Source organism: Sphingobium sp. FW306-1B-F04DB, assembly GCF_058781925.1.
The window spans coordinates 104,674-119,934 of record NZ_JBYSXE010000004.1; the positions used below are offsets into that span (position 1 = coordinate 104,674).

The 15,261-nt window shown below is 66.4% G+C and carries 15 protein-coding genes; 8 read left to right on the forward strand and 7 right to left on the reverse strand.

The features are described 5' to 3' along the window. Positions 1–46 precede the first annotated feature (46 nt). Positions 47–925, reverse strand: a complete 879-nt coding sequence (gene galU / locus AC3WJD_RS04110; RefSeq protein ID WP_492744781.1) for a UTP--glucose-1-phosphate uridylyltransferase GalU — start codon at positions 923–925, stop codon at positions 47–49. A 330-nt stretch (positions 926–1,255) separates the two neighbouring features. On the opposite strand from galU, the gene AC3WJD_RS04115 reads away from it, so the two are divergent. The 7 genes from AC3WJD_RS04115 (at position 1,256) to AC3WJD_RS04145 (ending at position 9,063) form a co-directional block, all read left to right on the forward strand. Beyond that, complete coding sequence (locus AC3WJD_RS04115) at positions 1,256–1,744, forward strand: MarR family winged helix-turn-helix transcriptional regulator (protein WP_492744783.1); 489 nt, start codon at positions 1,256–1,258, stop codon at positions 1,742–1,744. 78 nt (positions 1,745–1,822) lie between these two features. Continuing rightward, the gene (locus AC3WJD_RS04120; RefSeq protein ID WP_492744785.1) at positions 1,823–2,485 is read left to right on the forward strand and encodes a CerR family C-terminal domain-containing protein; all 663 of its coding nucleotides are present in this window, start codon (positions 1,823–1,825) and stop codon (positions 2,483–2,485) included. Continuing rightward, a complete protein-coding gene (gene hlyD, locus AC3WJD_RS04125; protein ID WP_492744787.1) occupies positions 2,482–3,483 on the forward strand; it encodes a secretion protein HlyD in 1,002 nt (333 codons plus the stop codon). Before AC3WJD_RS04120 ends, hlyD begins: the two co-directional genes overlap by 4 nt. A 4-nt stretch (positions 3,484–3,487) precedes the next feature. Then, on the forward strand, positions 3,488–5,215 hold the full coding sequence (locus AC3WJD_RS04130) for an ATP-binding cassette domain-containing protein (RefSeq protein ID WP_492744788.1): 1,728 nt from the start codon (positions 3,488–3,490) through the stop codon (positions 5,213–5,215). Between the two features lie 196 nt (positions 5,216–5,411). Continuing rightward, on the forward strand, positions 5,412–6,533 hold the full coding sequence (locus AC3WJD_RS04135; protein WP_492744790.1) for an ABC transporter permease: 1,122 nt from the start codon (positions 5,412–5,414) through the stop codon (positions 6,531–6,533). Then, positions 6,530–7,639 carry an ABC transporter permease gene (locus tag AC3WJD_RS04140; RefSeq protein WP_492744791.1) on the forward strand — a complete coding sequence of 370 codons (1,110 nt, stop codon included), beginning with the start codon at positions 6,530–6,532 and terminating at the stop codon, positions 7,637–7,639. The genes AC3WJD_RS04135 and AC3WJD_RS04140 overlap by 4 nt, the downstream gene beginning before the upstream one ends. A 5-nt stretch (positions 7,640–7,644) precedes the next feature. Continuing rightward, complete coding sequence (locus AC3WJD_RS04145) at positions 7,645–9,063, forward strand: efflux transporter outer membrane subunit (RefSeq protein ID WP_492744793.1); 1,419 nt, start codon at positions 7,645–7,647, stop codon at positions 9,061–9,063. Here the strand turns inward: AC3WJD_RS04145 and AC3WJD_RS04150 are convergent, their stop codons facing one another. Further along, positions 9,064–10,173, reverse strand: coding sequence for a helix-turn-helix transcriptional regulator (locus AC3WJD_RS04150; RefSeq protein ID WP_492744794.1), 1,110 nt, complete (start codon positions 10,171–10,173; stop codon positions 9,064–9,066). Positions 10,174–10,410: 237 nt separating this feature from the next. Then, the gene (locus tag AC3WJD_RS04155; RefSeq protein ID WP_492744795.1) at positions 10,411–11,094 is read right to left on the reverse strand and encodes an RBBP9/YdeN family alpha/beta hydrolase; all 684 of its coding nucleotides are present in this window, start codon (positions 11,092–11,094) and stop codon (positions 10,411–10,413) included. Positions 11,095–11,397: 303 nt separating this feature from the next. On the opposite strand from AC3WJD_RS04155, the gene chrA reads away from it, so the two are divergent. Continuing rightward, positions 11,398–12,705, forward strand: coding sequence for a chromate efflux transporter (chrA, locus tag AC3WJD_RS04160; protein WP_492744796.1), 1,308 nt, complete (start codon positions 11,398–11,400; stop codon positions 12,703–12,705). Positions 12,706–12,785: 80 nt separating this feature from the next. On the opposite strand, the gene AC3WJD_RS04165 is transcribed toward chrA, so the two are convergent. Genes AC3WJD_RS04165 through AC3WJD_RS04180 form a run of 4 tightly spaced genes read right to left on the reverse strand, consistent with a single transcriptional unit; the run spans position 12,786 to position 15,261 of the window. Then, a complete protein-coding gene (locus AC3WJD_RS04165) occupies positions 12,786–13,457 on the reverse strand; it encodes a c-type cytochrome (RefSeq protein ID WP_492744798.1) in 672 nt (223 codons plus the stop codon). 3 nt (positions 13,458–13,460) lie between these two features. Continuing rightward, positions 13,461–13,838 carry a cytochrome C oxidase subunit IV family protein gene (locus AC3WJD_RS04170; protein ID WP_492744800.1) on the reverse strand — a complete coding sequence of 126 codons (378 nt, stop codon included), beginning with the start codon at positions 13,836–13,838 and terminating at the stop codon, positions 13,461–13,463. A gap of 10 nt (positions 13,839–13,848) precedes the next feature. Further along, positions 13,849–14,544: a heme-copper oxidase subunit III family protein gene (locus tag AC3WJD_RS04175; RefSeq protein ID WP_492744801.1), complete on the reverse strand. Its 696-nt coding sequence runs from the start codon at positions 14,542–14,544 to the stop codon at positions 13,849–13,851. A 12-nt stretch (positions 14,545–14,556) separates the two neighbouring features. After that, on the reverse strand, positions 14,557–15,261 hold the full coding sequence (locus tag AC3WJD_RS04180; protein ID WP_492744848.1) for a cytochrome c oxidase subunit 3: 705 nt from the start codon (positions 15,259–15,261) through the stop codon (positions 14,557–14,559).

Consider the following 15,261-nt stretch of genomic DNA (forward strand, 5'->3'; position numbering starts at 1 on the left):
GTCCAAGGTCACGGCTGTCCGATAGGGCCAGCCGTGACCATGCACCTCAGGCCGCGATGCGCGTTTCCACGATCGACGCCGCAAACTCGCGCACGGTGGCAGCAAGGTCGGGCCGCGCGAGCGCCATCGCCATCGTCGCCTCGACATAGCCCGCCTTGTCGCCGCAATCATAGCGCCGCCCCTGGAAGGTATAGCCATGGAAGGGCTGGTCGCGCATCACCTTCTCCATCGCGTCGGTGAGCTGGATCTCGCCGCCCGATCCCCGCTGGTGATCGGCAAGCGCCTCCATCACTGCGGGCTGGAGGATATAGCGTCCGACGATCGCGAGGTTGGAGGGCGCCTCGGCCGGCGCGGGCTTCTCGACCATGCCCCTTACCTCGGTCAGCGCGCCGTCGCGCGTGCCGGGCGTCAGGATGCCGTAGCTCGCCGTCCGCGCGGGATCGACCTCCTCCGCACAGATGATGTTGCCGCCGACACGCGCATGCGCGGCGACCATCTGCGCAAGGCAGCCGGGCTGCCCGACCATGAAATCGTCGGGCAGGATCACTGCAAAAGGTTCATCACCGATGATGTGGCGCGCGCACCAGACTGCGTGGCCGAGCCCAAGCGGCTCCTGCTGGCGCACATAGGTGATCGCGCCGGGCGCGAGCCGCGTGCCCTCGACCAGATCCATCGCCTTGCCGCGCGAACGCATCGTTGTCTCAAGCTCGAAAGCCATGTCGAAATGATCCTCGAGCGCGCTCTTGCCGCGTCCGGTGACGAAGATCATCTGCTCGATCCCGGCCTCTATGGCCTCTTCGACGGCATACTGGATCAGCGGCTTGTCGACGACGGGGAGCATTTCCTTGGGCGTCGCCTTGGTGGCGGGCAGAAAGCGCGTGCCGAGGCCAGCGACGGGGAAAACGGCTTTGCGGATCAGGGACATGGAATACTCCGTTACGCTACGATGTTGCGGCGCAGCATTACCCGACGCCACCGGCGCAAACATCTGGGACATTGGGATGATCCGGGGTTTCCGTCGCTTCGCGATGGATGCTGCATTGTCTGCGTCGGGCCGCGGCAGCGGCCATGGCCTGAATTGCGATCTCATTCCGATCCGGCCATAGCGCGCCCGACAAGCGCTTTTCTTTGTCTGGAGGCTTGTGCGCCTCCCTTTTTTGTGAAGTGTTGGGACCAACGATCCGGAGAGGAGATTGCGCGACAAGCGCAACGTTCACGGAGCGAACTGCGCAAATCTGTTGGGGGAACAGACACGGTGACTTTTTTGGATGAGGGAAATACTGCGCTTGCGGCCAAAGCGGACAAGGTGAAGCTCGGGCTGCTTTCGGACAATCTGGCATTCTACCTGCGGCGGGCGCAGGACGTTTCGTTTCAGGCCTTTGCGCGGCGGGTCGATCGTACCGATCTGTGCGCAGGGCATTTCACGATCCTTACAATCATCGGTGAGAATCCGGGGCTGAACCAGACCGCGCTCAGCTGCGCCACGGGGCGCGACAAATCGACGCTGACCCCCGCGCTCAAGGCGCTGGAACAACAGGGACTGGTCACGCGAACGCGATCCGAGGCCGATCGACGCTCTTTTCTGCTCGAGCTGACGCCCGAGGGCGAAACCTATCTCGAGCAGCTTTCGGCGCATGCCCGCGAACATGGCAAGGCGCTCGACGAAGTGGTGGGAGCGTTCAACAAGCCGCTCCTCATCCACCTGCTCGAGCGCATCTCCGAAGAGCTGCTCACACCGCCCTGAGGCACCGTTTCGGCATGCTTCCCAGTGGCATATCGGTTGGCGATTGCGATGTTCGTTCGAACGAACTAAAATTGGGACATGAGCAAGCGACTCGACAGGCCAGCGATCGACGATCGCCTTCTCGACACCGCGATCGAACAGTTCGGTCGGCAGGGTTTCGACGCGGCGAGCACACGCGCGATCGCGGCCGCCGCGGGCACCGCGATGTCCTCGATCACCTATCATTACGGCGGCAAGGAGGGGCTCTATCTCGCCGCCGCACGGCATATCGCCAGGCAAGTGCAGGAAGGCACCGACGCGGCGCGCGGCGCGGCCGAGGCGCTCTTGCGCGACAAGCCGGGGATCGAGGGCGCGATCGAGGCAGTGGCGCTGATCCTCGACGGCTTCGTGATGCTGATGACCAGCGAGCGCAGCACGCCCTGGGCGCGCTTCATCGTGCGCGAGCAGATGAACCCCGGCCCCGCCTTCGAGATCCTCTACAGCGAATTCATGAAGGATCGCGCGCAGTTCGTGACCGGTCTGATCCACCGGATCGGTGCTGGTGATTTCGACGAAGCCGAGGCACGCGTGAAGGCGCTCGCGCTGATGGGCCAGGTACTGATCTTTCGCGTCGCGCGCGCGACGGTACTGCGTGTCACCGGCTGGGACGAAGTCACGCCCGCCGAGGCCGAGCAGATTCGTCGCACCATTCGTGCCCACACGCTTGCCATCCTGAACAGCATCCGCGGAGACCGAGCATGAACCGCCGTCGCCTGATCCCGATCGTCCTCGTCGTCGCGCTGGTGCTGGCGGCGATCCTGACCAGGGGCTTCGGCCTGTTCGATCGCGACGACGGCGAACTGACGCTCAACGGCAATGTCGACATCCGCTCGGTCGATCTCGGATTTCGCGTCGGGGGAAGGATTGCAGAGATGCCCGTCGAAGAGGGCAGCAAGGTCGAGGCGGGCACGGTCCTCGCCCGCCTCGATACCCGCCCGCTCGACGACGCACTCAGCGCCGCCGAGGCGCAGATCGGCGTCGCCAGCGCCGAACTCGACAAGCGCGTGACGGGCAACCGCCCGCAGGACATCGCGCAGGCGGCAGCGCAGGTCGCCGCGGCGAGGGCCACGCTCGCCAAGGCGCAGGAGGATTACCAGCGCCGTTCCGACCTCGTGAAGACGGGCGCGGTCAGCCAAGCGCTGTTCGACGCCAGCCGCGCCGAATATCGCTCGGCGCAGGCCCAGCTCCGCGCCGCCGAACAGGCGCTCTCGCTCCAGCGCGCCGGCGCGCGGCGTGAGGATATCGATGCCGCCCGGGCGCAACGTGCGGCCGCTGTGGCGCAGCACGACAAGGCCAAGACCGACCTTTCCGATGCGACGATCAGCGCGCCCTCTGCGGGCACGATCCTGACGCGGGCACGCGAACCGGGTGCGATCGTCCAGCCGGGCGAGAGCGTCTTCACACTGACGATCGACCGGCCGATGCGCGTGCGCGCCTATGTCCCCGAGCCCGATCTCGGCCGCATCTCGCCGGGCATGAAGGTGCTCGTCACCACCGACGGCAGTCCCAGGACCTATCAGGGAACGATCGGCTATATCTCGCCCACCGCCGAGTTCACGCCCAAATCGGTCCAGACCGAGGACCTGCGCACCGACCTCGTCTATCGCCTGCGCATCATCGTGACCAATCCCGACGACGCGCTGCGCCAGGGCCAGCCCGTCACCGTGAAAGTGCCCAACGCGCGCCCCGCAAAGGACTGAGGCGATGGACGCGGTCGCCACAGCACGCGGCGTCGTCAAGCGCTTCTCCCCCGGCGCGGCACCTGCGCTCGACGGCGTCGACATCGACATCGTCTCGGGGAAGATGACCGGCCTGGTCGGTCCCGATGGCGCGGGCAAGACGACGCTGATTCGGCTGCTCGCGGGGCTGCTCGATCCCGATGCGGGCGAGGTGACCGCGCTCGGCCATCCGGCGACCGCCACCGACCGCGCGATGATTGGCTACATGCCCCAGCGTTTCGGTCTCTATGAGGATCTGAGCGTCATCGAGAATTTGACGCTCTACGCCGATCTCCGCGGCCTGCCGCATGACGAACGCGAGGAGAATTTCCGCCGGTTGCTCGACTTCACCGACCTCGAGCGGTTCCGCAGCCGCCTTGCGGGCAAGCTTTCAGGGGGCATGAAGCAGAAGCTCGGCCTTGCCTGCGCGCTGATCCGCGCGCCCAGGCTGCTCCTGCTCGACGAGCCTGGCGTCGGCGTCGATCCCGTCTCGCGCCGCGAACTCTGGGCGATGGTCAAGGAACTGACGGGCGAGGGCATGGGTGTGCTCTGGTCGACCGCCTATCTCGACGAGGCCGAGAAGTGCGATACCGTCTTCCTGCTGAGCGAGGGCAAGCTGCTCTATCACGGCCCGCCCGACAACCTTACCGACAAGGTCGCAGGCCGCACCTTCCGCCTGTTCACCGGCGCCGAGGGACGACGCCAGCTGCTCGAGCGCGCGCTCGATCGCGACGACGTCACCGATGGCACGATCCAGGGCGCCTCGCTCCGCCTCGTGATGAAGGCGGGCGCCGCGCCGCCTGCCCCCGCCAAACTCGGCGCGCACGCCGACACACGAGTCGATCCCGCGCCCCCGCGTTTCGAGGACAGCTTCGTCGACATTCTCGGTGGCGGACCACCGGGGACAAGCACGCTCGCGCAGGCCTATCGACCCATCCCCGAAACCGACGAACCCGCGATCGTCGCCGACGGGCTCACCAAGCGCTTCGGCGACTTCACCGCCTCCAACGACATCACCTTCTCGATCCCGCGCGGCCAGATCTTCGGCCTGCTCGGTCCCAATGGCGCGGGCAAGTCGACGACCTTCAAAATGCTGTGCGGATTGCTGACCCCCAGTTCGGGCAACGGTCAGGTCGCGGGCTATGACCTCAGGACCGCGCGCGCCGACGCGCGCCAGCAGCTTGGCTATATGGCACAGAAATTCTCGCTCTATGGTGATCTCAGCGTCCGCCAGAACCTCGATTTCTTCTCGGGCGTCTACGGCCTGACCGGCAGCGTTCAGGCCGAGGCGATCGAGCGCGTCACCGAGATATTCCATCTCGGCGCCTATCTGGGCGTCAACAGCGGGACGATGCCGCTCGGCTTCAAGCAACGGCTCGCGCTCGCCTGCGCGGTCATGCACCAGCCGCCCGTGCTGTTCCTCGACGAGCCGACATCGGGCGTCGATCCCATCGTCCGCCGGGAATTCTGGACGCATATCAACGGCCTCGTCGAACGTGGCGTCACCGTGCTCGTCACCACGCATTTCATGGACGAGGCCGAATATTGCGACCGCATCGCGCTGATCTACCGCGCCGAGGAGATTGCGATCGGCACGCCCGACGGGCTCAAGGCGCGCGTTGCCGCCGAAGCGGGGATCGAGGATCCGACGATGGAGGACGCCTTCATCGCACTGATCGAGCAATCCGACCGACTGCGCGAGGAGGCGGCATGATGGGCTGGCGCCTCCCCCCTTCTCCCTTGATGGGAGAAGGATACGCAGCCTTGCAAGCGAAGCGAGTTAGGCGGAGTTGGATGAGGGTGGCCGCGGCGTTGCATTCCCCGCATCACCCTCATCCAGCTGCGACTAGGCGGCAAAGCCGCCAAGTCTTCGCATCCTTCTCCCATCAAGGGAGAAGGGGGGCAACGCCATGAACCCCCGCCGCTTTCGCGCGATGCTGACCAAGGAATCGCTCCAGATCCTGCGCGATCCCTCGACCTTCCTGATTGCCTTCGTGCTGCCGCTGCTGCTGCTCTTCCTGTTCGGCTATGGCGTCTCGCTCGATACTACGCGCACGCGCATCGGGCTCGCGCTGCAGGACTCAAGCGCACCCGCGCTCAGCCTCGCCTCGGCCTATCGTAGTTCGCCGTGGTTCGAGGTCACCGAAGCACGTGATGTCCGGACGCTGAAGGACGACCTCGTCGCGGGCCGGGTGCGCGGCATCGTCGTCATCCCGCCCGATTTCGGCGAGAAGGCCGCGCGCGCGCGCGGAAATGCCGCGATCCAGGTGATCACCGACGGGGCGCTGCCCAACACCGCGGGCTTCGTCGCTTCCTATGCCGAAGGCGTGCGCGCCAACTGGGCGGCGGGCCAGGCGGCCGAGCGCGGCGCGCAGCCATCCGTCCCGCCGATCCGGATCGAGGGCCGTTTCTGGTTCAACCCCGAGCTCGCCAGCCGCTATTTCCTCGTCCCCGGAGCGATCGCGATCGTGATGACGATGATCGGCACGCTGCTCACCGCGCTCGTCGTCGCGCGCGAATGGGAGCGCGGCACGATGGAGGCGATCATGGCCACGCCCATCGGGATGGGCGAGTTCCTCGCGACCAAGGTCCTGCCCTATTTCCTCCTCGGCCTCGGCTCGATGGCGTTGTGCACGCTGCTGGCGATCTTCGTGTTCGGCGTGCCCTTCCGTGGATCGCCGCTCGCGCTGCTCGCGATCGCCTCGGCATTTCTCGTGCCCGCGCTCGGTCAGGGCCTGCTCATTTCCGCAGCGACCAAAAACCAGTTCGTGTCGAGCCAGATCGCGCTGATCACGGGCTTCCTGCCCTCGATGCTGCTCTCGGGCTTCCTGTTCGAGATCAGCTCGATGCCGACATGGATCCAGTATCTGACCTATGCCGTCCCCGCGCGCTACCTGATCCCGCCGCTTCAGACGGTGTTCGTCGCGGGCGACATATGGAGCCTGTTCCTGCCCAATATCGTGGCGATGCTCGCTTTCGGCGCCCTCTTCTTCTCGCTTGCGGTCCGCGCGACGCGCCGGAGGATCGCATGAGCCCCAAGCTCGGACGCATCCGCGCGATCATCGTCAAGGAGCTGCTCGCGGTGCTCCGCGATCCGCGCGCGCGCATCGTGCTCGTAGTGCCGCCGCTGCTCCAGCTGATCCTGTTCAGTTTCGCGACCACGCTCGAGGTCAAGAATATCGATATCGCAATCTATGACCGCGATTCCGGCGTCTGGAGCCAGGAATTCACGCAGCGGCTGGCGGGAAGCCCCAATGTCCGCCGCATCGTGCCGGTGCGCTCTCCAGAAGAATTCCGCCGCGCCATCGACACGCGTAAGGTCATCGCCGCGATCGCATTCGACGAGGATTTCAGCCGCGATGTCGCAGCGGGCCGGCCCGCGACGATACAGGCGGTGTTCGACGGCCGCCGCTCCAACGCCGCGCAGATCGTGTCTGGGTATCTCGACCGCATCGCCGCCGATACCGGCGCGAGCATCCGGCCGTCTGCGACCACGGTCGGCCGTTCGGACGTGACGCACTGGTTCAATCCCAATCTCGATTATCTCTGGTTCACCATGCCTGCGCTGATCGTGATCATCGGCGCGGTCTCGGCGCTCGCGGTGACCGCGCAGTCGGTCGCGCGCGAGCGCGAGCTCGGCACCTTCGACCAGCTGATGGTTTCCCCCTTGCGCGTCCACGAGATCCTGATCGGCAAGATGGTGGCGCCGCTGCTCGTCGGGCTGTTCAACGGGACGGTCTATCTGGCGGTCATTCCCACGATCTTCGGCGTGCCGCTGACGGGCTCGATCCTGCTCTTCTATCTCGCCCTCGTCTTCTACCTGCTCGCGCTGATCGGGCTCGGCATGCTGATCTCGTCGCTGTCGCAGACGCAGCAACAGGCGTTTCTCGGCATGTTCCTGGTCAGCGTGCCCGCAATCCTGCTCTCGGGCTATGCCAGTCCCGTCGACAACATGCCCGGGTGGCTGCAGACGATCTCGCTCGCCAATCCGCCGCGCCATTTCCTCGTCGTCACCGAGGGCGTGTTCCTGAAGGCAATGCCCGCCGCCGACGTGCTTTCCAATATCTGGCCGCTGATGCTGATCGCCGCGGTCACCCTCACAACCTCCTCCCTCCTCTTCCGTTCGCGCATGGAGTGACCCCGATGTGCCCCCGCCTTGCCCTCGCCGCCCTACCCCTATTGGCGCTTGCCGCCTGTGCCGTCGGGCCCGACTATGCCCGCCCCGCCGATGCTGCGGGCGCGGGACAGTGGTACACGGCAGCGGACACTACGCCCGTCGACACAAGCTGGTGGAAGCAGCTCGACGACCCGGTCCTGACTGGGCTCGTCGACCAGGCGGTCGCGCGCAATCTTGATCTGAAGGAAGCCGAGGCGCGGCTGCGCGAGGCACGCGCCAATCGCGATGCCGCGGCTGGAAGGCGCTTGCCGCAACTCGACGCCAGTGGCTCAGCGACGCAGAACCAGCTCAGCGAGAACGGCCAGATACCCGTGGGCAACATCCCCGGTTTCGATCGCAGCTTCTCGCTGTTCGATGCCGGTTTCGACGCCGCGTGGGAGATCGACCTTTGGGGCAGCAATGCGCGCGCGATCGAGGCTGCCGGCGCGCGCACTGAGGCCGCCGATGCGGCGCGCCGCGAAACGTTGATGCGCGTCATCGCCGAGGTCGTCCGCAGCTATGCCGATCTGCGCGGCGCGCAGGCACGTCACGCCAGCGCCTCCAGCGATTCCGAGGCGCAGGAGGGAATCGCGGGGCTGGTCAACGAACGCTATCGCGGGGGGGAAGCCGCACGCTTCGACTGGCTGCGTGCCGACGCACAGGCCAGATCGACGCGTGCCGCGATCGCCGGGATCGATGCCGATGCCAAGGCTGCGGCATGGCGACTGGCGCTGCTGACGGGCCAGCCCCCCGAGGCGGTATCGGCCAGTCTGCTTAGCCCCGCGCCGCTCCCGGACAGTCCCGCGACGGTTGCGGCGGGTCTCAGATCCGATCTGCTCCGCCGCCGCCCCGATATCGTCCAGGCCGAGCGCGAGCTGGCGGCGGCAACCGCGGATGTCGGCGTGGCCACCGCAGAACTCTTCCCGCGCTTCTCGCTGATCGGTTCGATCGGACAGCAGGCACGCAGCGGCGATGATCTCTTCTCGGGGGCCAGCACGCGCTTCTCGATCGGGCCGAGCCTGCACTGGCCGATCTTCGCGGGCGGGACGATCCGCGCCAACATCCGCGCGGCCGACGCGCGCGCCGATGCGGCTGCAGCGCGCTATGAACGCGCGGTGCTGACCGCGCTCAGCGACAGCGAGACCGCGCTCAACCGCTACGCCGCGGCGCAGGCAACGCGGACCGATCGCGAGGCCGCACGCGCGCAGACCGCCCAAGCACTCACACTCGCGCGCCAGCGTTTCAAGGCGGGCGAGGACGATCTGATCGTGTTGCTCGATGCGCAATCGGCCTATAGCGCGGCCGAGCGCCAGGCGATCGACGCGCGCATCGTGGAGCTTCAGGCGCTCGTTACGCTCTACAAGGCGCTGGGCGGCGGCTGGGAATCGGTCGCAGCTCCGGGCTGATCAGCGGCCGATCAGCGAAACCAGCCGGACCAGCGCCGACTGGCGGTTGGCGCCCGTCTTGGCGAAGATGTTGCGCAGGTGGACACGTGCGGTTTCGCGACTGATCGCGAGGTCCGCGGCGATCTCCGCCAGATCGTGCCCGTTCGCCAGCCGCGCGGAGATCAGCGCCTCGCGGGGCGTCAGACCAAAGGCGCGCTGGAGCAACGCATGGTCCGTACGCTTCTGGTCGGCGTCGACGAGCACGACGAGGGCGGCCGCGTGATAGCCCGCAAGGAAGCGCTGCTCGAACGACAGCGGAAAGATGTTGAGCACCATGCGCGCACCGCCCCGCGACGTCAGCGACAGCGCGCCCGGCTGGCGAATGCGCTGCGAAACCGCGTCGGCGACGAACTGGGCGAGCATATAGTCGCGATCGGCGGCAACCGCGCGCAGCCTGTTGCCCATCGCGACGATCGGATCGCCAATCCGAAGTTGCTCCTCAAAGGCTTCGGTGAGCCGGATCACGCGGCCATGCTCGTCGAGCATTGCCACCATCTCACCCGGCCGCGACAGCGCCCCCGCCCAGTAGGATTCGGTCAGCGCGTCGCCATGCGCCATGCCGAGCCGCAGCGCCGGCGCCAGGATGCGCTGAAGCGCGGCGATGCGCGCGCGGTCCTTCGCCCCGACATGGCCGGCGGCACGCGTCCGGTGCAGCGAAATGCCGACCGCGATGTCGGGCGATATGTCTTCGGCAAAGGACAGGTGATGACGGCTGCCCAGCCGCGCCTCCTGCCAGCTGATATATTCCGCATCACCGGGATGATCCATGTCGACATGGTCGCCATCGGCAAAATTGCGCGACCCCGCACTCGACATCACGACTCGCACCTGCGTATCGCCGGCGCCCATCCCCGCGACATATTCGTCCCACACGCTGCCGACATCGACGTCGAAGCCGATCATTCCGGCATGGACCATCTCGCCGGAACGACGATCGACCACGCCCAGCACCGCACCTACTGCCTGGAAATCACTGAACAATGGCTCGATGAGCGCGGGCCAGCGCCTATCGTCGACCGCCGCCTCGAGTGCGGCGGCGCGCAACGCTGCCGCTTCCTCCCTTCCGAACATCGTCGCTCAACGCCCCCCTGACGCGCCCTTTTGCAACCCTTTGCAGTTAAATATCTTTTTTTCGCAAAACCTAGCCGCAAATGTCATCCTACTCCGTTCGGGTTACAGACTCGTAGCGCCGACGCCACTAATGCCACATCCGCGACCCGAGGGTGGACCGTCCGGCCTGTTGCCGGGTGCGAAGCCTGAATTTGGGCCCGGCTCCTCATGGCGCCGGGCCCATCTTTTCCTGAAAGATCAGCGCCGCGGATCGCCCATTTCGGCGCCGGGCCCGTCGGCCGGCGGATAGAGCGACCATGGCCCCTGTGCCGAACGATCCTCGGGCGATCGCCGGGCGCGGATATTGGCGGCGGCGGTCAGGCGATCGAGCAGACGCTGACCGAAAAGCCAGTGACCTATCCCCGAGTCAGCGTTGATATGGCCGAGCTCGCCGACATCGACGAAATGGCTGCCCCAGAATTTCGCCATGCTGTGCGTGCGATCGATCGTCGCATAGTCATCGTCGCGGCTCGCGACCACGATCGAGGGGAAAGGCAGGCTCACCTTTGGCACGGGACCGAAGCCGCCGAGCGGGCGTGCGACATCACCGCGATCGCAATCGGGGGGCGCGACCAGCAGCGCGCCAGCCACCGGCCAGCCATAGGGCTGCCCTTCCAGCGCCGCCCACCATGCGACTGCCAGGCAACCGAGACTGTGCGCGCACAGGATCACGGGCGCAGGTGCGTTCTTGATCGCATGATCCAGTTTGGTAACCCAGACATTGCGGCGCGGCGCGGTCCACATGCCGAGATCGACGCGTTCGCAATCGCCGCGCGTTTGCTCCCAGATCGACTGCCAGTGCGCCGCACCCGATCCGCCCAGTCCGGGAATGGTGAGCACCAGCGGGGTCGTTCCCCGGCCTGCGAAATGGGCTTCCGACATCGTCGCCTCCTTGCCAATGGGGTGGCAGCCGCGACGCGTGACCAATCGTGGCTGCCTTGACGTGATGTATATTCAATCATTTTAGTTGACAATGGAGCGGCGTCCGGATGTGATGAAACTACGGCAAGGCGATCACCGCTACGCCGTTGCGTTACGGTATTGTAACAATCTGCTGAGGCATTGCGCTTCGAGGGTTTGTCGCTATCATCGTTGCACCGGGGCAAGGCAACCTCCCGGTCAGGCGTTCCCCGCCCAAGCGTTGCGGCATCCTCCGGCTGCGGCCGGAAGCAGGGGAACGTGTACGTGACAACTCCACATTTTTCGGATCTCGTTCGGGTTTTCGGCCGGATAGGCCTGATCAGCTTTGGCGGCCCGGCGGGCCAGATCGCACTCATGCACCGCGAGGTGGTTGAGGAGCGCGACTGGATCGAGGAGGATGCCTATCTGCGCGCGCTCAACTTCTGCCATCTGCTGCCCGGGCCCGAGGCGCAACAGCTCGCGACCTATATCGGATGGCGGCTGCACGGGCTGAAGGGCGGCCTCGCCGCGGGGCTGCTCTTCGTGATACCGGGCGCGGCAGTGATGCTCGGCCTGTCGCTGCTCTACGTCTTTGCCGCGGGGTTCGATTGGTTCGACGCGCTATTCCTCGGCGTCAAGGCGGCGGTGCTCGCGATCGTCGTCCAAGCGCTGATCCGCATCGGCAGCCGCGCGCTCAACACGCGCTTCAAGCTGGGGTTGGCGGCACTCTCCTTCATCGCGCTGTTCCTGTTCGACCTGCCCTTTCCGATCGTCGTGCTGGGCGCGGGCGCGATCGGCATGATCGCTGCCGCAACGCGGCCCGAATTGCTCAAGCTGAAGCCGGCCAATGGGCCGCCGCCATCCGCACAGCGCGGTGCGATGTTGCTCCGGTCGCTTCGGGCGATACTCGGCTGGGGGCTCGTATGGGCTGCGCCAATGGCGCTGATCTGGCTGTGGCTCGGCCCCGATCATACGCTGTTCCGCATCGGCACCTTTTTCTCGCAGCTCGCGGTGGTGACGTTCGGAGGCGCCTATGCGGTGCTCGCTTATATGGCGCAGGAGGCGGTGCAATCCTATCACTGGCTGAGCGCCGGCGAGATGGCCGACGGGCTCGGGCTGGCGGAGACGACGCCCGGGCCGCTGATCCTCGTCACCCAGTTCGTCGGCTTTCTCGGCGCCTTCCGGGCGCCCGAACCCTTTTCGCCGTTGGTCGCGGGATTGCTCGGTGCGGGGCTCACCACCTGGGTCACCTTTGCCCCGTGCTTCCTCTGGATCTTCGCCTTCGCGCCATGGATCGAGCGGCTCGAGCATGCGCGCAAGCTGCAGGGTGGGCTCGCCGCGCTGACCGCCGCGGTGGTGGGGGTGATCGCCAACCTCACCGCCTGGTTCGCGCTTCACGTGCTCTTCGCGCGCGTCGAGGAAGTGCGCGGCGGCGCGGTGCGTCTTTATGTGCCCGACTGGACAACGCTCGACTGGAAGGCGGCTCTGCTCGCCTTGCTCGCAGCGGCGCTGCTGTTCCGCACAAAGCTTGGCGTGTTGCGCGTTCTCGGCATCTCCGCGCTGGCGGGACTGCTCCTGTCGCTGGCCGGTTGACCGCCCTTGAGCCTGATCGTTTGAGGTTGAAGCGCTACGCGCTTCAGCCGAAAGCGTGAATCAGGCTCTATTCCAATAGTCTAAGGCGTCGCCTTGGGTGCGGGTTTAGGCACGCCCGCCGAGCCCAGGCTGCCCAGATAGGCGAGCAGGTTGGCGCGATCCTGCGGGCGGCGGACCCCGCCAAAGGCCATCTTGTTGCCGGGGATCGCGCGCGCGGGGCTCGCCAGATACCGGTCCAGCTCCTCATAGGTCCAGTTGCCCGGATGTGTGCCGATCGCGGGCGAATAGGCAAAGCCGCCGCGCGCCGCCACATCGCGCCCGACCACGCCCCACAGATTGGGGCCGGTGCGGTCGGCGCCCCCCTGATCGAAGGTATGGCACGACGCGCATACCCCCGCGACGCTCTTGCCCCGCGCGGGGTCGGCGCTGGCGAGCAACGTGCCGAGATCGGGCGGCGGTGCCGCCGGCACCGCTGCCGCCGCACCCGCGGCAGGCGGGGGGATCGCCCCACGATCGACCGCACGCAGGTAGCCCGCAAGCCGGTTGTGATCGCCGGGCGCGTTGAGGCCCTCAGGCCAGCTTCGCTGGAGCGCGGCGAGGTCGACGGGCTGGTCGAGGTCCGCAGGTTTGTAGGCGGGCTCGTCGGGATAGCTGACGCCGATCAGCCGGTCGGCCATCCACCCGCCTCCGAATGCCACGATCAACGCCATGCTCACCGCGGCGCTGATCTTGGTCCATTCCCATCCGTCCATGGCTCACCCACCCCAATCGAGAAACAGGATACGCGTCCACAGCGTGTAGTCGGACTCGATCAACATCAGCCCGACCAGCGTGGCGAGACACACCGGCGGCACGAGGATCGCATAGACCAGCGCCAGCCTTTCCCACGCCATGTGCATGAAGATCGCGACGATCAGCCCCGCCTTGAGCAGCATGAAGGTGACGATCAGCACCCAGCGCATGATGCCGTGCACCTCGAAATAGTCGACCATGTACGACATCGCGCTCAGCACGAAGAGATAGCCCCAGACCTTGAGATAGACGCCGATCGGGTGCTGTTGCCCCGTCGCGTGCCCCCCCGCCGCGGGGAGCGCGGCGTCGGCAGGCATCTCGTGGGTGGTCGCGTGGTTCATGCCTGCCCCCTCACCACAGATAGAAGAATGCGAAGATGAAGACCCAGACGAGGTCGACGAAGTGCCAGTAGAGCCCCGCGATCTCGACCGCCGAATAGTCGCCGCTGCGGTCATAATGGCCGCGCAGCACCTTCGACGCGACGATCAGCAGCATGATAACGCCCGCCGAGACATGGAGCCCGTGAAAGCCCGTGATCATGAAGAACGACGCGCCGAACTGCGCCGCGCCCATCGGATTGCCCCAGGGGCGGACGCCTTCGTGGATCAGCTTGGTCCATTCGAACGCCTGCATGCTGACAAAGGTCGCGCCGAGCAGCGCGGTCGCGAACATCAGCGCCGCTGTCACCTTGCGGTTCCGCCGATAGCCGAAATTGACCGCCATCGCCATTGTGCCACTCGACGAGATCAGCACGAAGGTCATGATCGCGATCAGGATCAGCGGGATATGCTGGCCCGCGATGGTGAGTGCGAAGACCTCGCTCGCATTGGGCCAGGGCTCGGTGACCGAACCGCGCATCGTCATATAGGAGGTGAGGAAGCACGAGAAGATGAAGGTGTCCGAAAGCAGGAAGATCCACATCATGGCCTTCCCCCAATGGACCGACTTGAACACCTCCTGATCGGCCGACCAGTCGGACGCGAGGTCGCGCAGCCCCTCGAGCACGGGGTCGGCGGGATCGGCCTTGGTCACCATATCTTGCGCCATGCATCGCTTCCCTCAGGTCATCAGCAGCAATCCGAACATCACGAACCAGACAAGCAGCAGGAAATGCCAGTAGCGCGCGCAGAGCCTGACCGAGGGCGCGACAACCGCGGCGCTCGCGCCGCGCAGCACGCGCACGCTGGTCCGTCCCCAGGCGACGAGGCCGCCAAGAATATGGAGCCCGTGCAACGCGGTGATCAGGTAGAAAAACGCAACCGCCGGATTGCCCGTGATCAGCGGTCCCGGCGGCGGCGCAAACGGATCGTCGACCGCGGTGCAGAGCACCGAATGGAGCGCAAGGAAATGGCCCGCGGTGTCGAGCTGGCGCCACACCGTGATCTGGCCTGCAAGGAACGCGACCGCGAGCACCCCGCCCGCGATGAACCATGTCGTAAGGGTGCGCGCGTCACCCTTGCGCGCCGCCACGGTTGCGGCGTGCAGCGCGAGGCTGCTCAGCATGAGCGCCGCTGTATTGACCCAGAGCAGCGGCGGCTCGGCGATCCGTGCCCAGTCGGCCGCGCCATGCCCGATCGGACCATGCGCGCCCATGCGCATCAGATAGGCCGACGCGATGAGCGCGAAGAGCGCAGCGACCACGCCCAGGAACACGCCGAGAAATACTCCGGCATCGGCCGCGCGGCGCTCGGCATCCTCCTTCACGTCCGTGCGCGCCCCGATCCCCGGCGACAACCAGGGCTTGTCGGTGAGGGCGCCGAACAT